The sequence below is a fragment of the Kitasatospora sp. GAS1066B genome (genome assembly GCF_041262605.1).
Classification (GTDB): domain Bacteria; phylum Actinomycetota; class Actinomycetes; order Streptomycetales; family Streptomycetaceae; genus Kitasatospora.
In genome coordinates this window covers 157815-179664 of the sequence record NZ_JBGCCO010000011.1, presented here as the reverse complement: position 1 = coordinate 179664, position 21850 = coordinate 157815, and the positions used below count along the sequence as shown (strand labels likewise).

Genomic DNA, 21850 nt, shown 5'->3' with positions numbered 1-21850 from the left:
AAACGGACATCGCAGGTGCGTCACACTTGCAGTAGAAGGACAACGCAAACAACAACGAAAGCGACAGTGGGGCAGTTACTCACCCGCTTCGGGACAGTCGGTCGTACACCCCTTTCGGGGCATCCGCCCGACGCGTCGGATGGGCCGGTCCCGTGGGACCGGCCCATCCGGTGCACTCGCCCGACGGGGCGTCAGTCCAGCAGCCCCAGCCGCGCGGCGGCCGCCTCGGCGCTGACCGGGACCACGTGCGGCTGCGGCGCGCCGGCCACCGCCCAGTCGGGGTCCTTGAGGCCGTTGCCGGTCACCGTGCAGACGATCCGCTGGCCCGGGTCGACCAGTCCGGCCTCCGCCTTGGCCAGCAGGCCGGCCACGCTGGCGGCCGACGAGGGCTCCACGAAGACACCCTCACGCGCCGCCAACATCCGGTAGGCGGCCAGGATCTGACGATCGGTCACCTTGTCGATCAGCCCGCCCGACTCGTCCCGGGCGGCCTCCGCGAAGGCCCAGGAGGCCGGGTTGCCGATCCGGATCGCGGTGGCGATGGTCTGCGGCTTGAGCACCGGGGCGCCGTCCACGATCGGGGCCGAGCCGGAGGCCTGGAAGCCCCACATCCGGGGCTTGCGGGTGGCCAGGCCGTCCGCCGCGTACTCGCGGTAGCCCTTCCAGTAGGCGGTGATGTTGCCCGCGTTGCCGACCGGCAGGACGTGGATGTCGGGGGCGTCGCCGAGCATGTCGACGATCTCGAAGGCGGCCGTCTTCTGGCCCTCGATGCGCACCGGGTTGACCGAGTTCACCAGCGCGACAGGGTAGTTCTCGGACAGTTCACGCGCGAGGGTGAGGCAGTCGTCGAAGTTTCCGTCCACCTGGAGGATCTTCGAGCCGTGCACCAGCGCCTGGCCCATCTTGCCGAGCGCGATCTTGCCCTGCGGCACCAGCACCGCGCAGACCATGCCGGCCCGCACCGCGTAGGCGGCCGCCGAGGCCGAGGTGTTGCCGGTGGAGGCGCAGATCACGGCCTGGGCTCCGTCGGCCTTCGCCTTGGAGATCGCCATCGTCATGCCCCGGTCCTTGAAGGAGCCGGTCGGATTGGCGCCCTCGACCTTGAGGTAGACGTCGCAGCCGGTCCGCTCGGAGAGCACCTGGGCGGGGACCAGGGGGGTGCCGCCCTCCAGCAGGGTGACCACCGGCGTGCTCGCGTTCACCGGCAGGCGGTCGCGGTACTCCTCGATGATTCCGCGCCACTGGTGGGTCCGGCCACCGACCTTGTCGATCACAGCGTTCATGGCTGTTTCATTCCCCTTCAACCCGCATGATGCTGGCCACATCCCGCACGCTGTCCAGCGCGCGGAGCTTGTCCACGGTCGCCGACAGGGCGGCGTCGGTGGCCCGGTGGGTCACCACGACCAGCGAGGCGTCGCCGTCGCGGCCCTGCTGGCGCACCGTGTCGATGGACACCCCGTGCTCGGCGAAGACCGAGGCCACCTGGGCCAGCACGCCCGCGCGGTCGTCCACGTCCAGGCTGACGTGGTAGCGGGTGATCACCTGGTCCATCGGCTTGGCGGGCAGCTGGGTGTAGACCGAGTGCCCCGGGCCGGTCGCGCCGTTGAGCTTGTTGCGGCAGACCGCGACCAGGTCGCCGAGCACCGCGGAGGCGGTCGGCGCGCCGCCCGCGCCCGGACCGTAGAACATCAGCCGGCCGGCCGCCTCGGCCTCGACGAAGACCGCGTTGTAGGCCTCGCGGACCGAGGCCAGCGGGTGGCTGAGCGGGATCATCGCCGGGTGCACCCGGGCGGTGACCGACTCGCCGTCCACCGCGCGCTCGCAGATCGCCAGCAGCTTGACCACGCAGCCCATCGCCTTGGCGCTGGCGATGTCGGCGGCGGTCACCTCGGTGAGGCCCTCGCGGTAGACGTCGGCGGCGGTGACCTTGGTGTGGAAGGCGATGCCGGCCAGGATCGCGGCCTTGGCGGCGGCGTCGAAACCCTCCACGTCGGCGGTCGGGTCGGCCTCGGCGTAGCCGAGCGCGGTGGCCTCCTCCAGCGCCTCCGAGTACCCGGCGCCGGTGGAGTCCATCTTGTCGAGGATGAAGTTGGTGGTGCCGTTGACGATGCCGAGCACCCGGTTCACCCGGTCGCCGGCCAGCGACTCGCGCAGCGGGCGGATCAGCGGGATCGCGCCGGCCACCGCGGCCTCGTAGTACAGGTCCACCCCGGCCTCGGCGGCGGCACTGTGCAGCTCGGCGCCGTCCTTGGCGAGCAGCGCCTTGTTGGCGCTGACCACCGAGGCGCCGTGCTCGAAGGCGGCGAGGATGAGGTGCTTGGACGGCTCGATCCCGCCGACCACCTCGATCACCACGTCGATGTCGCCGCGCCCCACCAGCGCCTCGGCGTCGGTGGTGATCAGGTGCTCGGGAACGCCCGGACGGGGACGGCCCGCCCGGCGGACCGCGATGCCGGCCAGCTCGACCGGCGCGCCGATCCGCGCGGCGAGGTCGGCGGCGTCTGTCGTCATGATGCGCGCCACCTCGGAGCCCACCACACCACAGCCCAGCAACGCCACCTTCAGCGGCCGCGTACGCATCATCCGACTCCGCTCATCCATCTCGTTTCCGGCGGCATTCAGACGAGCCGCCGGACTTCGGCTTGTTCCAGTCTCGGGGACGATGCGGAAAGATCTACTGGCGTCTCAAGATTCGAGACGAGATTTCCGTCATCCGATATCGAGGCGCAGGAGATCCTCTTCCGTCTCGCGCCGCACGATCACCCGGGCCGTGCCCTGCGCGACCGCCAGCACCGGCGGCCGCAGCGCGTGGTTGTAGTTGCTCGCCATCGAACGGCAGTAGGCGCCGGTGGCCGGCACCGCGATCAGGTCACCGGGGGTCAGATCGGCGGGCAGGAAGGCGTCCCGGACCACGATGTCGCCGGACTCGCAGTGCTTGCCGACCACCCGCACCAGCATCGGCTCGGCCTCGCTGGTCCTGGAGACCAGGGCCACCGAGTAGTCGGCGTCGTAGAGCGCGGTACGGATGTTGTCGGACATCCCGCCGTCCACGCTGACATACGTGCGCAGGCCTGGCAGCGGCTTGACGGTGCCGACCTGGTAGAGCGTGAACGCGGTCGGCCCGACGATCGCCCGGCCCGGCTCCACGCTCAGGCGCGGGGTGGCGAGCCGCTTGGCCGCGCACTCGCGCCGGACGATCTCGGCCAGCGCGGTGGCGATCTCCGCCGGCTCGCGCGGGTCGTCCTCGCTGGTGTAGGCGATGCCCAGGCCGCCACCGAGGTCGATCTCGGGCAGCTCGACGCCGTACTCGTCACGGATCTCGGCCAGCAGCGCGACCACCCGGTGGGCGGCGACCTCGAAGGCGGCGGTGTCGAAGATCTGCGAGCCGATGTGCGAGTGCAGGCCGCGCAGCTCCAGGCCGGGCCGGGCCAGCACGTCCCGGACCGCCCGCGCGGCCGAGCCCTGGGCGAGCGAGAAGCCGAACTTCTGGTCCTCGTGCGCGGTGGCGATGAACTCGTGGGTGTGCGCCTCGACGCCCACCGTCACCCGGATCAGCACCGGCTGCCGCACACCCTGGCGCTCGGCGATCTCCGCCAGCCGCCCGATCTCCGCGGTGGAGTCGACCACGATGTGGCCGACCCCCGCCTTGACGGCCTGCTCAAGCTCGGCGACCGACTTGTTGTTGCCGTGCAGCGCGATCCGCTCCGGCGGCATCCCGCCGGCCAACGCCACCGCCAGCTCGCCCGGGCTGCACACGTCGAGGCTCAGCCCCTCCTCCTGCAACCAGCGGACCACCGCCTTGGAGAGGAAGGCCTTGCCCGCGTAGTAGACGTCCGCCGCCACGCCCTCGGCGCCGAACGCGCGGTGCCAGGCCCGGGCCCGGGCCCGGAAGTCGGCCTCGTCCACCACGTAGGCCGGGGTGCCGAACTCGGCGGCGAGCGCCGTGACCGTGATCCCGCCGACGGTGGCCACCCCGCTCGCGTCACGGGCGACCGTGCGGGACCAGACCTTGGGGTCCAGCGCGTTCAGGTCGCTCGGCGGCGCCAGGTAGTGGCCCTCGGGCAGCACGTCACCGTGCCGGGGACCTGCGGGGTGCGCGGAGCGGCTCATGGTGCGGCGCTCTCTCTCGTCGGGGTGCGCGGGTGCCGGCGACCGGCACCCGCGCGGTGGTTGCTACATCCGCTCGGGCGCGGAGACCCCGAGCAGGGCCAGGCCGTTGGCCAGGACGGTCTTGGTCGCCTCGACCAGCCAGAGCCGGGCGCGGTGGGTGTCGGTCAGCTCCTCGTCGCCCTTGGGCAGGAACTGGCAGTTCTCGTACAGCCGGTGGTACCGGCCGGCCAGGTCCTCCAGGTAGCGGGCCACGTGGTGGGGCTCGCGGTGCTGGCCGGCCTTGGCGACCACGCGCGGGAACTCGCCCAGCGCGCCGAGCATGTCGTTCTCCCACTCGGTGGCGAGCAGCTCGGGCTTGAACTCGGCGGCCGTGCCCTTGTCGACGCCCAGCTGCACGGCCTTGCGCGCCACCCCGCACATCCGGGTGTGCGCGTACTGCACGTAGTACACCGGGTTCTCGTTGGTCTGGCTGGTCAGCACGTTGATGTCGAGCGTGATGGTGGAGTCGGTGGAGGAGCGGCTCAGCGTGTAGCGGGCCGCGTCCACGCCGATCCAGTCGACCACGTCGTCGATGGTGATGATGTTGCCGGCCCGCTTGGACATGCGGACCTCCTCACCATCGCGCAGCATCTTGACGAACTGGCCGATCTTGACCTCGATGTTGCGGTTCATGTCGTCGCCCGCGCAGGCCGCGATGGCCTTGAGCCGGTTGACATAGCCGTGGTGGTCGGCGCCCAGCATGTAGACGCTGACCTCGGAACCGCGGTCGCGCTTGGAGAGGTAGTAGGCGGCGTCGGCGGCGAAGTAGGTGGTCTCGCCGTCGGCCTTGATCAGGACGCGGTCCTTGTCGTCGCCGAAGTCCGTGGTGCGCAGCCAGATCGCGCCGTCCTGGTCGAAGACGTGGCCCTGCTCGCGCAGCCGCTCGATCGCCTTCTCCACGGCGCCGGAGTCGTGCAGCGACTTCTCCGAGAACCAGGTGTCGAAGTGGGTGCCGAACTCGTCCATCGAGCGCTTGATCTCGGCCACCATCAACTGCAGGCCGTGCACCCGGAAGGCCTGGAGCTGCTCGTCCTCGGGCAGCTCCAGGATGCCCGGGACGCCGTCGGTGATCGCCTTGGCGATGTCCACGATGTACTCGCCGACGTAACCGTCGGCCGGCACCGGCCGGCCGTTCGCGGCGGCCTGCAGCGAGGCGGCGAACTTGGAGATCTGCACGCCGGCGTCGTTCAGGTAGTACTCGGTGGTGACGTCCGCGCCGGTGGCCTTGAGGATGCGCGCCAGCGAGTCGCCGACGGCCGCCCAGCGGACGCCGCCGATGTGGATCGGCCCCGTCGGGTTGGCGGAGACGAACTCCAGGTTGATCTTCAGGCCCTTGAGCGCCTCGTTGCGCCCGTACGCCTGGCCGGTCTCGACGATGCTCCGGGCCAGCTCGCCCTGGGTGGCGGCGTCCAGCGTGATGTTGAGGAAGCCCGGACCGGCGATGTCCACCTTGGCGACGCCGGGCAGCTCTCGCAGGCGGGCGGCGACCAGCTCGGCGACCGCGCGCGGCGGCTTGCCGGCCGGCTTGGCGAGCTGGAGCGCCACGTTGGTGGCGTAGTCGCCGTGGTCGCGGTTCTTGGGTCGCTCGACCGTCACCGTCTCGGGGACGTCGACGGACAGTTCGCCCGCCTCGACGGCGGCGCGCACGGCGACCTGGACTGCGTGGGAGAGCTCTGCGGGTGTCACGCGCCCAAGCCTAGGCGAGAGGGGGCACCGGACCGCCACTCGGTTTACCGGTTGAGACTCGCGGGTCGCACCCGGGCCGTTCGCTACAGGCGAACATCCCCGCCGCCGAAGGTCATCCCGCCGTTGCGCCCGTGCTCCTTGATGGCCATCAGCCGGTGCACCAGCGCCACCAGATCCGCCGGATCGAAGGGCTTGCCGAGATACCCGTCCACCCCGACCGACTCCCCCCGGTCCAGATCCGCCGGCGTGCAGGCACTCACGATCGCGATCGGCAGCCGTGCGGTGGAGGACTCCGCTCGCAACCGCGCCGCCGTCCGCAGCCCGTCCAGCCGCGGCATCATCACATCCAGCGTCACCACATCGGGCCGCACCCGCCGGACGACTTCCAGGCACTCGGCGCCGTCGGCCGCGGTCACCACCTCGAAGCCCTCCAGCTCCAGGTTGACCCTGATCAGCTGACGGATCACCTCGCTGTCGTCCACCACGAGGACCCGCCCGGACACGCCTCCCGACACCTCTCGAGGGTAAGACGACCGAGGGGCGCGCGTCCGGGCTTTGCCGAGGTCGGGGAGAAACCCCTGCACGGAGCACGCCGCCGAGCTGGTAATGTTCTTCCCGTCGCAGCGATGCGGCGCAAGCAGGACAGAGCAGGCCCCCGTAGCTCAGGGGATAGAGCACCGCCCTCCGGAGGCGGGTGCGTAGGTTCGAATCCTACCGGGGGCACTTCGCGAGAAGTGCTGATCGAGGCCCAGGTCAAGCGACCTGGGCCTTCGTCATGTCCGGGGCCTTCGAGAAGTCGGGCGGGTCGACGTCTCAGTCGCAGCTGACGAGAGATCAGGCCGCTCTGCTCAACCGGAGGTCGACGAACGAGCAGTCGCGCAGAACTCGGACCAGCTGGGTGGCGAGTACCCAGCGGGCGCGCGGCTCCTGGGGTGTGGTGATGACGTCGGTAACGGCCGTAGGGGCGGGCCGGCCGGGACGGTAGAGGCTGCCGTACACGCCGCACGTCCCGAACTCCCGCGCTCGCACGGCCACGCAACCGCCCCGCAGGTGCGGGCAGCGCCGGGCCGCGATGTCCGCACAGCCGAGGCAGACCGGCGGGTGGGTGGCGGCCATGCCCTCGGGCCAGCCGGGCCAGTCGGTGCGGTCGTCCTTGAGCAACCAGAGGGCACCGTCCTCGGCGCGGTCGGCCGGCTCGCCGCAGACCTGGCAGAGCAGCGCCCGCATCGCCCGCCGCTGGCGCCCGAGGTGCACCCGCCCGAAGTCCGGCCGCCCGCGCCCGGGACCGAGCGTCATGCGGGCCCACAGGATGCCGTCGGCGTCGCGGTCATGCGGCGCCTCGTCGAGGTAGGCGATGCCGCCCGCGGGGTGGGCGACCACCTCGTAGCGGGCGTACTGCTCGGCGCTCCAGGCGGTGATGTAGGGAACGGCGTTCGATCGCGTGATGCCTTCGACCATCGGGTCCTCCGCTATGACGGGCGTAGCTCTCAGTAGCAGCTTCACCACAAGCTACTAACAGAGATTCTGCGAGTCAACAGAGAAACTGTGAGTAGTAGAATCTCTGCGTTTCTGGGATGCTGGCGACGACCACTAGGGAGGTTCAATGAGCAACGGTTTCGGTCTGGTTGTCCGCTTCGAGCTGCGCGGCCAGGAGGCAGCGGCCGGGTTCGACGAGCTGGTGGCACGAACGATCCCCGGCATCAAGGAACATGAGGCAGGCACACTCGCGTACGTCGTACATTCCGTGCCAGAGGAGCCGCACGTCCGCGTCTTCTACGAGCTGTACGCCGACCGAGCAGCCTTCGACGCTCACGAGCGACAGCCGCACACCATGGCCTTCCTGGCCGAGCGGGAGCAGTACCTGAGCGCGGTTCAGGTGACCTTCCTCCAGGCCGAGACGGGCAAGGGGCCGGTACCCGCGTGAGCACCCCCGAGGAACGGCGCGCCTTTGGCAAGCGGGTAGCCGAACTGCGGAAGCGACGTGGCCTGACACAGGACGAGTTGGCCGGCGCGCTCGGCCGGACGGCCAGTTGGCTGTCCCAGGTGGAACGCGGAGTTCAGCCCGTCAACCGCCTTGATGTGCTCCGTCTGCTGGCCGACGGGCTCGGCGTATCCCTGGAGGCCCTTCGCCCAGACGCGCTCACGGACCCGCCGGTCCCTGCACTCCCCGAACCGACCGAGCCGAACGACCTGGACCAGGCCCGGCTGTTGATCTCCGGGCATCCAGCGCCGGACATCCTGCTCGGCGATCATCCGATGTCCATGCCGGCTGATCTGTCGAACCTGCGGGCCACCGTCCACCGCGTCTGGGAACTGACCCACGAGAGCCGCTTCGCCGAGCTGAGCGTCACCGTCGGGGCACTGCTCCCCCAGATCGAGCACGCAGTCCGCACTGCTCCTGCTGAGGAACGGCCTGAGCTCTGGCTGCTGCTCAGCCGGACCTACCAGGCTCTGTCGGCCGCTTTCGCCCGTCAGGACGAAGGCGACGCTGCTTGGGTCGCGGCCGACCGCGCGATTCGGGCCGCCGAGCAAGCCGGCCAGCCACTTCAGGTTTTCGCAAGCGTCTCCCGGCTGGCGCAGGCCTTCGTACGGCTGCGGCGCCTGGATCAAGCCGAGCGTGTGGCGACCACCGGGGTCAGTGCGCTACTTCGGTTGGGTGACAGCGCGGAACCCGAAGCTCTCTCCTTGCTGGGCGCTCTGCAACTGGTCCTGGCCCTCACCCATGCCCGCGCTGGGGAACGCGGCAAGGCCCGCGAAGCACTCGGGCTCGCCAGGCAGGTGGCACAACGCATCGGGGAGGACCGCAATGACTTCAACACGGAGTTCGGCCCGACGAACGTCGAGATCCAGGCCGTAGCCCTCGCGGTGGAACTCGGTGATGCCGGTGAGGCCATCGAAATCGGACTGCGGATCGATCCCGGTGATCTGTCCGTCGAGCGTCGAGCCCGCCTGTTCCTGGACATCGGACGCGCGTACGCGCAGCGGCGTCAGAGCAGCGAGGCCCTCGCATGCCTGCTGAAGGCCGAGGAGATCGCCCCCGAGCTGATCCGCACTCATACGGTTGCCCGGACCACGGTTCGAGAACTTCTCCTGCTCACCGGTCAAACCGCTCCCCCGGAGCTTGTCGCGTTGGCTGAGCGTGCGGACGCACAGCCCTAGCCACGTAGGAGCTCTGCTGAGCCAAGGGCATCGCCGTAGCTCTGCGCCATCTCCTAGGCTCCTGTAGATGAGCAGCAGTCCTCCGCAGACCCCGTCAACGCCCCTCCACTCCGTTTCGGTGGCCGGTGCCGTCGTCCGCGAGGACGGCCGGGTCCTGGTGATCCGGCGGGCGGACAACGGAATGTGGGAACCACCGGGCGGGGTGCTCGAACTCGGCGAGACGGTGGAGGACGGCGTACGTCGCGAGGTGTTCGAGGAGACGGGCGTCGAGGTCAGCGTCGAACGCCTGACCGGCGTCTACAAGAACATGGTCCGGGGTGTGGTCGCGCTGGTCTTCCGCTGTCGCCCGGAGGGTGGCACGGCGAGGACGTCCGAGGAGTCGACGGCCGTGCGGTGGTTCACGGCCGAGGAGGTGCACAGGCACCTGAACGAGGTCTACGGCGTTCGCCTGCTCGACGCGTTGGCAGCCTCCGGTTCAGTCGCTCCCTGCATCCGCGCCCACGACGGGCATGAGCTGATCGATGTGCGGCAGAGCGGCCCTGACGGTTCGTCAGCCGTACGATGAAGGGCCGGGCCGGTTCAGCCCTACGGGGTGTTCGTCCGAGACTTCCGGCCGTTGCGGCGTCGGAGCATCCAGCGCCTGACCGAGGGCCAGCGGGGATCGGGCCGGTCGATCTGGTGGGCGGACATCGAGAACCGCACGCTGGTCGTCGACCAGGTCGCGGTCTCCGAGCAGGCGGCGCCGGAACTGATCGCCGGCGTGCTGGGCCTGGAGCCGGGTGAGCCGACCTGTGTCCGGCATCGGCGCTTCGTGCTCGACGGCAAGCCGGTCCTGCTCTCCACCTCGTACCTGCCCGCCTCGCTGGTCACGGGTACCGCGATCACGCAGCCGGACACCGGCCCGGGCGGCAGCTACGCCCGCCTCGCCGAGATCGGCGCGAAGCCGGTGCACTTCCGCGAGGAGATCCGCTCCCGGATGCCCACCCAGGAGGAGAGCGCCCAGCTGGAGTTGGGTGCGGGCACGCCTGTGGTCCTGGTCTGCCGCACCGCGTATGCCTCAGGAGGACGGGCGGTCGAGGTCAATGAAATGGTGCTCGACGCGGCGTCCTATGTGCTGGAGTACGACTTCGACGCGTGAGGTCCACCCTGGTGGCGCGCACGCTCCTGGTAGACGCGAAGGCCCGGGTCAGGTGACCCGGGCCTTCGGGCAGCACGCACCGCTCACCCCGAGGACGAGACCGCCAGCTGGTACAGGTTGCCGATCGTCGAGTCGAAGTACGCGCTGTACGAGATGTCCGGCGAGTTGCCGCCCTGCTGGTAGCCGCCGATGATGCCGATCAGGTTGCCGTCGGCGGTGTTGATCCAGGGACCGCCGCTGGTGCCGCTGGGGTAGGCGGGGCAGGCGATCTCGCGTTGGTAGGTGGACTGCTGGGTGGTGGCGTTGGAGCAGAGGATGGGGGCGTCGCTGCTGTTGGGGTAGCCGTAGAGGCGGACGGTGGCGGTGAAGGACTCGTTGAGGCCGAGCGGGTTGCCGCCGACCACGTCCTGGATCTGCTTGCCGTTGAGGGGGGCGACCTCGAGGAAGGCGAAGTCCTGGTCGGGGTCCTGGCTCTGGTTCCAGCCGTTGGTGGTGTAGAGCTGGGTGACCTGCCAGACGCCGTAGGGGGTCTGGCCGTTGCGGAAGGCGGGGGCGAAGACCAGGCCGTTGGTGTTGCCCACGCAGTGGGCGGCGGTGACCAGCAGGTTGCGGGTGGCGCTCTGCACCACGCTCGCCGTGCAGAAGTGGTTGCCGTCGGTGGCGCTGCCGCTGAACAGCGCGCCGACCCGGTCGGTCTCGGGGCCGGCGGGGGCCGTGGCCGTGGTGGGCGTGGCACGGTCGGTGGCGGTGTCGGCGGGGGACGGGGTGTCCGAGGCGGTCGGGCTGGGGGTGGGCGTCGGGGTCGGGGTCGGCACCGGGGTGGGTGTGGGAGTGGGCGACGGGGACGGCGTCGGCGTGTTCAGCGGCGGCAGCTGGGCCAGCGGCGCGGTCGCGGTGGACTTCGGGCCCGCCGGGGCGGCGGCGGACGGTGCCGGCGTGGGCGTGGGCGTGCCGGGCTTGGTGCCCTTGAGGTCCTTGACCTTGCCGGCGGTGGTCGCGGCCCGCGGTGAGGCGATCGCTCGCGCGGTGACCAGGCTGACGCACGCGACGGCGACCAGCACGGCGAGGGCGAGCGAGACGCCCAGGAGCATCGGACGGTTGACGGGACGGTGCTGCTGCCTGCGGAGGTCACGCTGCTGACTGGTCATCAGGACGGTGCTCCTGCCCGCTATCGGCGGCCTGGGGGCCGGCTGGTCGACACCCTCGGTGGGGCGCCTCGACTACCTGACGACTATCTCCCGCCTGGTTGGAAACGCGATGATGCTCGGCTGAGAGGCGTCTGAGAATCCACCAGGCGGCGGACGTCCGACGACCAGGCAACATCATGGCGGACGGTTCGTGGCGAGAGAAGCCCCAGCTGGGAGCGGATCCCGTGAGGAAATCGTCAGGCCGCCGCCCGGACCGCCGCCTCGGTGTCCTCGCCCGCCTCCGGCTCCGGGGCCGGCCGGTGGTTGATCATGAAGAAGGCCAGTACCGCGGCGAAGATCAGGATGCCGAACGCGACCGTGGTGGCCACCGTGTAGCCGTGCACGCTGGCGGTGGCCTGGACCAGTTTGTTCCCGGCGTCCTTGCCGACCAGGTAGGCGGTGGTGACGCTGGCGGCGATGGTGTTGAGCAGCGCGGTCCCGATCGAGCCGCCGACCTGCTGGGCGGAGTTGATGGTGGCCGAGGCCGCACCGGTCTCGCGTGGCGCCACGCCCAGGGTCGCCAGGCTCATCGACGGCATGAAGACCAGGCCCATGCCGACGCCGAGCAGGATCTCGGCGGGCAGCACCGTGGTCGCGAACGCGCTGCCCACCTTGAGCTGGGTGAGCCAGGCCATCCCGCCCGCGGCCAGCAGCAGGCCGGGCACGACCAGGTTGCGTGACGGCACCCGGTTCATCAGCCGGGCGGCGAAGCCGGCGGAGCTCGTGACGATCGCGGCGGTCATCGGCAGGAACGCGACGCCGGTCTTCAACGGCGAGTAGCCCTTGATCACCTGCAGGTAGTAGGTGAGGAAGAGGAAGAGGCCGAAGAGTCCGACCACGGCCAGGCCGACCGAGAGCGCGGCGCCACCCCGGTTGCGATCCTTGACGATGTGCATCGGCAGCAACGGATGGTCGGTGCGCTGCTCCGCGAGAACGAAGACGGCGAGCAGTGCGGCGCCGCCGAGCAGGCAGGCCAGGACCAGCGAGTCGCCCCAGCCGCGCGACTCGGCCTCCGAGGTGCCGTAGACGATGGCCAGCAACCCGCCGCAGCCGAGGAACGCGCCTGGCAGGTCGAGTGGGATCCGGGAGCCCTTGGCGATGAAGTCGCGGTGCAGCAGGCGCGACGCGCCCACGGCCGTGGCCAGCGCGATCGGCACGTTGACGAACAGGCACCAGCGCCAGTTCAGGTACTCGGTCAGCAGCCCGCCGGCGATGAAGCCGATCGCGCTGCCACCACCGGCGATCGCACCGAAGATGCCGAACGCGGTGGCGCGTTCCTTGGCCTCGGTGAAGGTGGTGGAGAGCAGCCCGAGTGCCGAGGGCGCGAGCAGCGCGCCGAAGGCTCCCTGGAGGGCGCGGGCGGCGAAGAGCATCGTGCCCGACGCCGCCGCGCCACCCAGGGCGGAGGCGGCGGCGAACCCGAGCAGTCCGATGATGAAGGTGCGCTTGCGGCCGTAGAGGTCCCCGATCCGTCCGCCGAGCAGCAGCAGTCCGCCGAAGGCCAGGGTGTACGCGGTGATCACCCACTGCCGGTCGGCGTTGGAGATACCGAGGTCGCGCTGGGCGGTCGGCAGCGCGATGTTCACGATCGTGATGTCGAGCACGATCATCAGCTGAGCGACGGCTATCACGGCCAGCGCCCGCCAGCGGCGGGGGTCCGGCACCGGAACGGCCATGGCAGGTTGCGCGGACACGGGAGGAGCCTTCCGGACGGGGGTGCCGTCGGCGTGCGCGGACGGCACTTCTCTCCAGCGAAGCTCGCGGTCGGGGGCAGGGCAAGCAGAAAAGGGGGTAAAGACGGATAAAAAGGGATGTTTTGTGCAAGCTTTAACAGTGCGCAAGCTGTAACAGCCGGCCGGGGCCCCGCAGGTGCGGTGGACGCGGGGCCCCGCCAACCTCACAGCTCGGCGAGCACCGCCGCCAGGTCGTCCAGCCCGAGCGAGCCCTGGGAGAGCGCCGCCATGTGCCAGGCCTTGAGGTCGAACTCCTCGCCGCGCGCCTCGTGCGCCGCCCGCGCCGCCGCCCGGCCGCGCAGCCAGGCCCGCTCGCCGAGCTTGTAGCCGATCGCCTGCCCCGGCATGCCGAGGTAGCGGACCAGCTCGCTGTCCAGCATCTCCTCGCCCAGCCCGCAGTACCGGCCGAAGAACTCGCGACCCAGCTCCGGGGTCATCAGCTCACCGGGGTGGAACGGCGCGTCGGCCGGGAACTCCAGGCCGACGTGCATGCCGATGTCCAGGATCACCCGCAGCGCCCGCAGCATCTGGGCGTTCAGGTAGCCGAGCCGGTGGCCGGGGTCGGTCAGGTAGCCGAGCTCGTCCATCAGCCGCTCGGCATAGAGCGCCCAGCCCTCCATGTTGGCGCTCACCCCGCCCAGGCTGACCTGGTAGGTGGAGAGGCTGCCCGCCACGTAGTTCCACTGGGCGAGCTGCAGGTGGTGGCCGGGGACGCCCTCGTGGTACCAGGTGCTGACCAGGTCCCAGATCGGGAAGCTGTCGCGGCCCATCACCGGCAGCCAGGTCTGGCCGGGGCGGCTGAAGTCCAGCGAGGGGGCCGAGTAGTAGGGGGCGCTGGCGGTGCCAGCCGGGGCGAGCTTGGACTCGACCCGGGTGATCGGCTCGGCCAGGTCGAAGTGGGCGCCCTGCAGATCGCGGATCGCCTGGTCCATCAGGCCCTGAAGGTACTCGCGGGCCGCCTCGGCACCCTCGATCGCGGGGCCTTCGGTCTCCAGCCAGCGCATCGCCTCCATCGGCGTGCCGCCGGGCAGCACCTTCTCGGCCTCGACCCGCATCTGCTCGGCGATGTCCTGGAACTCGGTCCAGGCCCACCGGTAGGCCTCGTCCAGGTCCAGGTCCGCGCCGTTCCACAGCCGCGCGAAGCGCAGGTAGCGCTCGCGGCCGACGGCGTCCGGAGTACCGGCGGCGGCCGGGGTGTAGACCTCGGCCAGCCAGTCGCGCAGCACGGCCAGCTCGGCGGAGGCGGCGACCGCATGGCCGGTCAGCTCGGCCCGCAGGCCCTCGGGGGCCGGGGTGACCAGGGCGCCGAACCAGCCGGCCGCCCGGCTCGCCTCGTCGGCCGCCGGGTCGGCGGCCAGCCACTCGGCGAGCTGGCCGATCACCGTCTCGACCTGCTGCGGCCCGGCCGTCAGGCCGCGCTCCAGGCCCTCGGCCAGGGCGGCCCGGTACTGCTGGACGGCCAGCGGGAAGCGGGCCAGCCGTCGCCCGAGCCGGGCCCAGTCGTCCTCGGTCTCGGTGGGCAGCAGGGTGAAGACCTCGCGGGTGTTGTGCAGCGGCGAGCCGAGGTTGCGCAGCGCGCGCAGGTCCTCGCCGGCCTCGTGCACCGCCAGCTCGGCGGTCAACCGCTCGCGCAGCAGCCGGGCGCAGCGGCGCTCGGCCTCGGGGTCGGTGGCCGTGGCGAGCAGCTCGGCGGCCTCCGCCAGGTCGAGCTCGGCCAGCGTGCGGCGGGCCAGCTCTGCGGTGGCGGCGTGGCCGGCCGGGGAGAGGTCGGGGAGGCGGTCGTCCTCCGGGTTGAGGCCGAGGTAGACCGCGGTCAGCGGGTCGAGGTCGGCGAGTGCCTGGACGTACGCGTCCGCGATGGTGCGCGGCGTGCGGACGTCGACGGCGGCAAGAGTCGGTTCGGAAGCCATCCGGCCATCCTTTCGCAGCCCGGACGCTTTGCAACAGGCTTTCCGCACCCGGGTCGCGAGATCGACGACGGGAGCCGGCCCGCACGATCCCGGCCCACCGCGCGGGGTTCCACCGGCGCTGTCGCGCACTACGCTGACCGCCATGAAAGCCACCGAGCCGGCCGCGCCCAGCCCTTCGCCCGCCCCTGGTTCGGCCCGGGTCGCGGCCGACGGCCCCGCCGAGCGACCCCGGCGGGCCGGCTACCGGCGGCTGCCGGTCCAGCAGCGCCGCGAGCAGCTGATCGCCGTGGCACTGGAGCTGTTCAGCACCCGCCCGCCGGACGAGGTGAGCCTGGACGACGTGGCCGAGGCCTCCGGCGCCTCCCGGCCGCTGGTCTACCGCTACTTCGCGGGCGGCAAGCAGCAGCTCTACGAGGCGGCGCTGAGCAGCGCGGCCGAGGAGCTGATCAGCCGCTTCACGGTCCCGCCGCGCGGCACCCCGACCGAGCAGCTGGGCGCCGTGCTGGACGGCTACTTCTCCTTCGTCGCCGAGCACGACGCCGGCTACGGCGCGCTGCTGCGCGGTGGCTCGGTGGTGGAGACCGCGCGGACCAGCGCGATCGTGGACAAGGTGCGCCGTGCCGCGCTCCGGCGCACCCTGCGCTACATGGGCGTGGGCGAACCCGGGCCCCGGCTCACCCTGCTGGTGCGCTCCTGGATCTCGGTGGTGGAGGCCTCCTCGCTCAGCTGGCTGGACGAGGGCCGGCAGATCCCGCCCACCCAGCTGCGCGACTGGCTGGTGGACGAGTTCGTGGCGATGACCGCGGCCACCGCCGCGCACGACCCGCAGAGCGCCGAGGTGCTGACCGGGCTGCTGGCGCTGGAGGCGCCGGACGGGCGCGCCGCCGCGCTGCTGGCCCGTCTCGGCACGCTGCGCACCGGTCGCTGACGGTCCGTCAGGACGACTGCGCGGCGGCGACCCGTCAGGCCTTGCCGAGCACCTGCCGCTGCCGCCCCAGCCCGGTGACCGCCAGCTCCATCACGTCACCGGGCTGCAGGAACGCGGTGCCCGGGTGCCCCATGGTGACGCCCGCCGGGGTGCCGGTGGTGACCACGTCACCGGGCTCCAGCACCATGAACTGGCTGATGTACCGCAGCACCGGGTAGATCGGGAAGATCATCTGCGCGGTCTGCCCGTCCTGCCGCAGCTCGCCGTTGACCCAGAGCTGGAGCTCCAGCGCCTGCGGGTCGCCGACCTCCTCCGGGGTGACCAGGTAGGGGCCCAGCGGGTTGAAGGTCTCGCAGCACTTGCCCTTGTCCCACTGGCCGCCGCGCTCCAGCTGGAAGGCGCGCTCGGTGACGTCGTTGGAGATGGTGTACCCGGCGATCACCGCCGCCGCCTCCTCGTCCGTCTCCAGGTAGCGGGCGGTCCGCCCGATCACCACGGCCAGCTCGACCTCGTAGTCGGTCTTGGTGGCGCCACGCGGCACCAGCACCTCGTCGTCCGGGCCGACCACGGTGTTGCTGGCCTTGAGGAAGAGCACCGGCTCGGCCGGGATCGCCGCGCCCGCCTCGGCTGCGTGGTCGCGGTAGTTCAGGCCGACGCAGACCACCTTGCCCGGGCGGACGACCGGCGCGCCGATCCGCTGCCCCGCGATGTCGACCACGGGCAGCTCACCCTGCGCCACCGCGGCGGCCAGCTCGGTCACGTCCAGTCCGGACAGGAACGCCCCGTCGAGGTCGGGGGTACGCCCCGAGAGGTCGTACGCGGTGCCGTCCTGGCCGAGCACGACCGGGCGCTCGGCGCCCGGGGGGCCAACACGGAGGAGCTTCATCTGCCCATCACCACCTGTGGTGTCGCATCTGCGCGCAGCGGGCCGCACACCCGCTTCGCCTATGCGTCCGAGGTATATCAACATTTTGTGGAACGGAGCCAGGGGGCGGTCGTCGGCCAGTTCCTATCAATTCCACCAAACGCCCGGGGGGTCGAATCAGCTGCCCGTACGGTTGACACCGGTGAGCAGCGCCGCGAGCAGTCCGGCCGGGCAGGGGTGCTCGGGGACGGGGGTGCGGGCCAGCCGGCGCTGGATGTCCTCGACGTCCGGGTGGCCCTCGCCGAGTGCAGCGGTGGCGTGCGGGAGCAGCTCGTCCAGCAGGCAGTACGCCTGGTCGTGTGCGCCGACCCGGGCGAGCAGCACGGCGAAGTCGTGGCAGCCGCGCACCGTACGGCCGTTGTCCGGGCCGAAGGCGAGGGCGAACTGCTCGATCAGCGGCCGCAGCCGCTTCAGCCCGTCGGCGGCCCGGCCCTCGCCGGCGGCCTGGAAGGCGGCGTCCGCCTGCCGGCGCAGGTCCCGCACGGCCTCGGCGGCCGCCGCCAGCCGGCGGCCCACCTCCCCCGCGCCGGTCGGCCGCTCGGCGGGGTCCTTGGCCAGCAGTTCGAGCAGCAGCCGGGCCAGGTCCCGGGGCAGCGCGGTCGGCCGCGGGGGCGGCTCGTCCACGTGCTGGACCATCAGCGCGTAGGTGCCGGAGGCGCTGAACGGGCGGACACCGGTGAAGAGTTCGTAGAGCACGCAGCCCAGCGCGTAGAGGTCGCTGCGCACCGTGCCCGGCTCGCCGCGCCAGCGCTCGGGGGCCAGGTAGGGCGCGCTGCCGATCACCGCGCCGGCCGTGGTCAGGCCGCCCTCCTTGTTGTCGCCGATCTGCGCGATCCCGAAGTCCAGCACCTTGAGCAGCTGCCGGTCGGGGCCGGTGAACATGATGTTCTCCGGCTTGATGTCGCGGTGGATCACGTCGGCCGCGTGGGCGGCGGCGAGCGCGGCGCACAGCTGGCGGCCCCACTCCAGCGCCTGCGGCAGCTCGGGACGGGAGGTGGCCAGCACCTGCTTCAGGGTCAGGCCGTTGAGCAGCTCCATCACCAGGTAGCGGTAGCTCTCGCCGCCCTCGGCGGCCTCGCCCTGGTCGAAGATCAGCACCACGTTCTGGTGCACAAGACGGGCCAGCACCGCCATCTCGCGGCCGAACCTGGCCCGGTCGGTGGCGGCTTCCGGGTCGTACTGGCCGGGCTCGTGGCGCAGCGTCTTGACCGCCACCTGCCGCCCGACCACCTGGTCGTAGGCCTCCCAGACCACCCCGAAGCCGCCCCGGCCCAGCTCGCCGACCAGTCGGTAGCGCTCCCCCAGCAGATCGCCGGCTCTCATGTCTCCCCCTACTTCGGCTGTCAGTAGACGGGGAGGCCGAGCAGCATCGCCAACTCGCCGGGGCGGGCGATGCCGCGCCTGCGCTCCAGGTCGCGGCTGTAGGACCAGAGGTCTCGGGTCGCCTTCGCCACGTCCTCGTCCCCCGGTCCCAAGGTGGCGGTCATCAGCGGCACCAGCTCGCCCAACAGGCCTACCGCTCCAGCGATATCGTCAGCCATCCCCCGCCAGATGGCAAGGTCATAGGCGACCTGCAGGGTCTGCGGACGGGTCTGCCCGAGCGTGCGGGCCGCGTGGGACACCAGTACGGTCAACTGGCGTACCGCCTCGGCACTCTGGCCCGCCTCGCCGTAGGCCCAGGCCTGGTCGACCTGGGCCCGGATCAGCTCCTCGGGGCCGGGCCCGACCGGGCCCTGGTAGCCGGCCGCCACCGCGCCCAGCCGGGCTCCGGCCTCGGCGGCGTCCGCCGGGCGGGCGGCGGGGTCCTTGGCCAGCAGGCTGAGCACCACCTCGTCCAGGCCGCCCGGCAGGTCGGTGCGGAACTGGCCCAGGTGGGGGACCGCGTCGTTCAGGTGACGGTGCATCAACTCCGGTACCGAGGCGCCCAGATAGGGCGGGCGCCCGGCGCAGAGTTCGAACAGCGCGCAGCCCAGCGCGTAGAGGTCCGCCCGACCGTCGGCCGGGGCCTGGCGCCACTGCTCGGGCGCCAGGTACGGGGCGTTGCCGGTCTCGGTGGCCGGGGCCAGGTGGGCGGTGCCGAAGCCGAGCAGCTTGATCCGGCCCTGGTCCGTAAGGAAGAGCCGGCTCGGCTTGAGCCCCCAGTGCACCACACCGGCCGCGTGCGCGGCCTTCAGGCCGAGGCAGGCCTGTTGGGCCCAGATCAGGATGTGCCCGAGGTCGGCGGGCCCGGCCGCGATCACGGTGTCCAGGGTGCGGCCGCTGAGCAGCTCCAGGACCAGCGCGCGGTCGGCGCGGTGCTCCACCTCGACCAGGTGCGGGTGGCCGAGCCGGCCGGCCCGCTCGGCCTCGTCCAGGAACCGCTCGACGGCGGCCGGCGGTGCGGGCGACTGCGGCGGCACCAGGTGGACGGCGACCCGGTGGCCGTCCGATCGGTCGAGCGCCTCCCAGCGCGACCCGGTGACCGACCGACCCAGCTCGCGCAGCAACTGGTAGCGGCCGTCGACCAGCGGCGGCGGCTGGAGATCTGACATGCGGATCAGCCTATCGGGCCGCTGACCCGGTTGACCCTGAGTCGACCGAGCCGGCTGAGGAAGGCCCCACCTCGACCGCACCTGCCTCCACCGGCCAGGGTGCGAGGATGGTGGCCGGGCTGACGACGGCGTGGCCCGGATCCCCGTTGGAGGTGGGCGACGATGGCCAAGCAGGCCCCGCAGAGCGACCCGGCGCAGGACGCCCCCAAGGTGGGCGCCCCGCAGCGCGCGGCCGCCGGACTGACCGCCGTGCGGCAGAGCCTGAAGCTGGCCCATGAGCAGATGGGCCCGGCCCGCACCCTGGCCACCCTGGCCAAGGTCAACCAGCAGGGCGGCTTCGACTGCCCCGGCTGTGCCTGGCCCGAGCCGGACAAGCCGCACACCGCCGAGTTCTGCGAGAACGGCGCCAAGGCGGTCGCCGAGGAGGCCACCGAGCGCCGGATCACCCGCGCCTTCTTCGCCGAGCACTCGGTGGCCGAGCTGGCCGGGCGCTCCGGCTACTGGCTGGGCCAGCAGGGCCGGCTCACCGAGCCGATGCTGCTGGCCGAGGACGCCACCCACTACGCCCCGATCGGCTGGGACGAAGCCTTCGCGATCATCGCCGAGGAGCTCGAGGCGCTGGCGACCCCCGACGGCGCCGCCTTCTACACCTCGGGCCGGACCAGCAACGAGGCCGCCTTCAGCTACCAGCTGTTCGCCCGCAAGCTGGGCACCAACAACCTGCCGGACTGCTCCAACATGTGCCACGAGTCCTCCGGCTCGGCGCTGGTGGAGACCCTCGGGGTGGGCAAGGGCAGCGTCAGCCTGAAGGACCTCTACCAGGCCGACCTGATCATCGTGGCCGGGCAGAACCCGGGCACCAACCACCCCCGGATGCTCTCCGCGCTGGAGCGGGCCAAGCGGGCCGGCGCCACCATCGTCAGCGTCAACCCGCTGCCCGAGGCCGGCCTGGAGCGGTTCAAGAACCCGCAGCACGCGCGCGGCCTGGTCGGCGGCGGCACCAAGCTGACCGACCTGTTCCTGCAGATCAGGCTCGGTGGCGACCTGGCGCTGTTCCGCGCGCTCAACCAGCTGATCCTGGCCGCCGACAGCGGCGTGGACCGGGACTTCGTCGCCGAGCACTGCCACGGCTTCGACGAGTTCGCCGCCGAGGCGAAGTCGACGGACCGTCAGCAGGTGCTCGCCGCAACCGGGTTGCCCTGGGAGCAGATCGAGCAGCTGGCCGAACTCGTACTGAAGTCGAAGAAGGTCATCGTCTGCTGGGCGATGGGCCTGACCCAGCACCGGCACTCGGTGCCGACCATCCGCGAGGTGGTCAACTTCCTGCTGCTGCGCGGCAATATGGGACGTCCCGGGGCCGGCGTCTGTCCGGTGCGCGGGCACAGCAACGTCCAGGGCGACCGCACCATGGGCATCTTCGAGCGGCCCGCCGCCGCCTTCCTGGACGCGCTGGAGCGGGAGTTCGGCTTCGAGCCGCCGCGCGAGCACGGCTTCGACGCGGTCGAGTCGATCCGGGCGATGCGCGACGGGCGGGTCAAGGTCTTCTTCGCGATGGGCGGCAACTTCGTCGCGGCCACCCCGGACACCGAGGTCACCGAGGCCGCGATGCGGCAGTGCCGGCTGACCGTGCAGGTCTCCACCAAGCTGAACCGCTCGCACCTGGTGACCGGCCGCCGGGCGCTGATCCTGCCCACCCTGGGCCGCACCGACCGGGACCACACCGAGGCGGGCGGCCAGTTCGTCACCGTCGAGGACTCGATGGGCATGGTGCACTCCTCGCAGGGCCGGCTGCGCCCGCCGGCGCCCGGCATCCTCTCCGAGGTCGCGATCGTCTGCCGGCTGGCCCGCGCGGTGCTCGGCCCCGCCGACCCGACGCCGTGGGAGGAGTTCGCCACCTCCTACGACACCGTCCGCGACCGGATCGCCCGGGTGGTGCCGGGCTTCGCCGACTTCAACACCAGGGTCCGGGCGCCCGGCGGCTTCGCGCTGCCGCACGGTCCGCGCGACAGCCGGACCTTCCCCACCGCCACCGGCAAGGCCAACTTCACCGTCAACACGATGACCGCCCCCGAGGTGCCCGCCGGCCGGCTGCTGTTGCAGACGCTGCGCTCGCACGACCAGTACAACACCACGATCTACGGCCTGGACGACCGCTACCGGGGCATCACCGGCGGGCGCCGGGTGGTGCTGGTCAACCCGCTGGACGCGGCCGAGCTGGGCCTGACCGAGGGCGGCTACGTCGACCTGGTCAGCGAGTGGCGGGACGGGGTGGCCCGGCGGGCGCCGCACTTCAAGGTGGTGCACTACCCGGTGGCGCGCGGCGGGGCGGCGGCCTACTACCCGGAGACCAACGTGCTGATCCCGCTGGACTCCACGGCGGAGATCAGCAACACGCCGACCTCCAAGGCCGTGGTGATCCGCTTCGAGCCGGATTCCGGCGTCTGAGAGCGGCCGGCCCGAGTCCCGATCCCGATCCGCCGGCGGCCCGAACTTCCAGGGGCCGC

17 protein-coding genes, 1 tRNA gene and 1 pseudogene are annotated in these 21850 nt (G+C 71.7%); 7 read left to right on the top strand and 12 right to left on the bottom strand.

The features are described from left to right. Window positions 1–191: 191 nt before the first annotated feature. From thrC to ABH937_RS15000, 5 genes are all read right to left on the bottom strand, one after another. Entirely contained in the window at window positions 192–1283 is a 1092-nt protein-coding gene (gene thrC, locus ABH937_RS15020) for a threonine synthase (RefSeq protein ID WP_280687431.1), read from the bottom strand. Between the two features lie 7 nt (window positions 1284–1290). After that, window positions 1291–2583 (bottom strand): homoserine dehydrogenase, encoded by a 1293-nt coding sequence (locus ABH937_RS15015; protein ID WP_280687432.1) that lies wholly within the window; start codon window positions 2581–2583, stop codon window positions 1291–1293. Between the two features lie 126 nt (window positions 2584–2709). Further along, window positions 2710–4110 (bottom strand): diaminopimelate decarboxylase, encoded by a 1401-nt coding sequence (gene lysA / locus ABH937_RS15010; RefSeq protein ID WP_280687433.1) that lies wholly within the window; start codon window positions 4108–4110, stop codon window positions 2710–2712. Between the two features lie 63 nt (window positions 4111–4173). Then, window positions 4174–5835: an arginine--tRNA ligase gene (argS, locus tag ABH937_RS15005; protein WP_280687434.1), complete on the bottom strand. Its 1662-nt coding sequence runs from the start codon at window positions 5833–5835 to the stop codon at window positions 4174–4176. 83 nt (window positions 5836–5918) lie between these two features. Next, a complete protein-coding gene (locus tag ABH937_RS15000) occupies window positions 5919–6350 on the bottom strand; it encodes a response regulator (RefSeq protein ID WP_280687435.1) in 432 nt (143 codons plus the stop codon). A 136-nt stretch (window positions 6351–6486) separates the two neighbouring features. Here ABH937_RS15000 and ABH937_RS14995 point away from each other — a divergent pair. Further along, window positions 6487–6558 (top strand) — tRNA-Arg (locus ABH937_RS14995). A 111-nt stretch (window positions 6559–6669) separates the two neighbouring features. Here ABH937_RS14995 and ABH937_RS14990 read toward each other — a convergent pair. Further along, window positions 6670–7293 (bottom strand): hypothetical protein, encoded by a 624-nt coding sequence (locus ABH937_RS14990; RefSeq protein WP_280687436.1) that lies wholly within the window; start codon window positions 7291–7293, stop codon window positions 6670–6672. Between the two features lie 145 nt (window positions 7294–7438). Between ABH937_RS14990 and ABH937_RS14985 the strand changes: the two genes are divergently transcribed. From ABH937_RS14985 to ABH937_RS14970, 4 genes and pseudogenes are all read left to right on the top strand, one after another. Beyond that, window positions 7439–7759, top strand: a complete 321-nt coding sequence (locus ABH937_RS14985; RefSeq protein WP_280687437.1) for a putative quinol monooxygenase — start codon at window positions 7439–7441, stop codon at window positions 7757–7759. After that, on the top strand, window positions 7756–8994 hold the full coding sequence (locus ABH937_RS14980; RefSeq protein ID WP_280687438.1) for a helix-turn-helix transcriptional regulator: 1239 nt from the start codon (window positions 7756–7758) through the stop codon (window positions 8992–8994). Before ABH937_RS14985 ends, ABH937_RS14980 begins: the two co-directional genes overlap by 4 nt. Window positions 8995–9061: 67 nt before the next feature. Then, window positions 9062–9559 carry an NUDIX hydrolase gene (locus ABH937_RS14975; RefSeq protein ID WP_280687439.1) on the top strand — a complete coding sequence of 166 codons (498 nt, stop codon included), beginning with the start codon at window positions 9062–9064 and terminating at the stop codon, window positions 9557–9559. Between the two features lie 24 nt (window positions 9560–9583). Beyond that, a pseudogene (locus ABH937_RS14970) lies at window positions 9584–10132 on the top strand (GntR family transcriptional regulator); the annotation flags it as partial. A gap of 83 nt (window positions 10133–10215) precedes the next feature. Here the strand turns inward: ABH937_RS14970 and ABH937_RS14965 are convergent. The 3 genes from ABH937_RS14965 to ABH937_RS14955 form a co-directional block, all read right to left on the bottom strand. Continuing rightward, entirely contained in the window at window positions 10216–11280 is a 1065-nt protein-coding gene (locus tag ABH937_RS14965; protein WP_280687440.1) for a serine protease, read from the bottom strand. Between the two features lie 236 nt (window positions 11281–11516). Further along, window positions 11517–12995: an MFS transporter gene (locus ABH937_RS14960; RefSeq protein ID WP_280688000.1), complete on the bottom strand. Its 1479-nt coding sequence runs from the start codon at window positions 12993–12995 to the stop codon at window positions 11517–11519. 221 nt (window positions 12996–13216) lie between these two features. Beyond that, the gene (locus ABH937_RS14955; RefSeq protein ID WP_370218421.1) at window positions 13217–14962 is read right to left on the bottom strand and encodes a DUF885 domain-containing protein; all 1746 of its coding nucleotides are present in this window, start codon (window positions 14960–14962) and stop codon (window positions 13217–13219) included. Between the two features lie 142 nt (window positions 14963–15104). On the opposite strand from ABH937_RS14955, the gene ABH937_RS14950 reads away from it, so the two are divergent. After that, window positions 15105–15890 (top strand): TetR/AcrR family transcriptional regulator, encoded by a 786-nt coding sequence (locus ABH937_RS14950; protein WP_280687442.1) that lies wholly within the window; start codon window positions 15105–15107, stop codon window positions 15888–15890. Window positions 15891–15924: 34 nt separating this feature from the next. Here ABH937_RS14950 and ABH937_RS14945 read toward each other — a convergent pair whose 3' ends face one another. The 3 genes from ABH937_RS14945 to ABH937_RS14935 form a co-directional block, all read right to left on the bottom strand. Continuing rightward, window positions 15925–16776, bottom strand: a complete 852-nt coding sequence (locus tag ABH937_RS14945; RefSeq protein WP_370218420.1) for a fumarylacetoacetate hydrolase family protein — start codon at window positions 16774–16776, stop codon at window positions 15925–15927. A 156-nt stretch (window positions 16777–16932) separates the two neighbouring features. Next, window positions 16933–18138, bottom strand: coding sequence for a serine/threonine-protein kinase (locus ABH937_RS14940; RefSeq protein WP_280687444.1), 1206 nt, complete (start codon window positions 18136–18138; stop codon window positions 16933–16935). 20 nt (window positions 18139–18158) lie between these two features. Next, window positions 18159–19346: a serine/threonine-protein kinase gene (locus tag ABH937_RS14935; RefSeq protein WP_280687445.1), complete on the bottom strand. Its 1188-nt coding sequence runs from the start codon at window positions 19344–19346 to the stop codon at window positions 18159–18161. Between the two features lie 162 nt (window positions 19347–19508). Between ABH937_RS14935 and ABH937_RS14930 the strand changes: the two genes are divergently transcribed. Beyond that, window positions 19509–21791 (top strand): FdhF/YdeP family oxidoreductase, encoded by a 2283-nt coding sequence (locus tag ABH937_RS14930; RefSeq protein ID WP_370218418.1) that lies wholly within the window; start codon window positions 19509–19511, stop codon window positions 21789–21791. Window positions 21792–21850 lie beyond the last annotated feature (59 nt).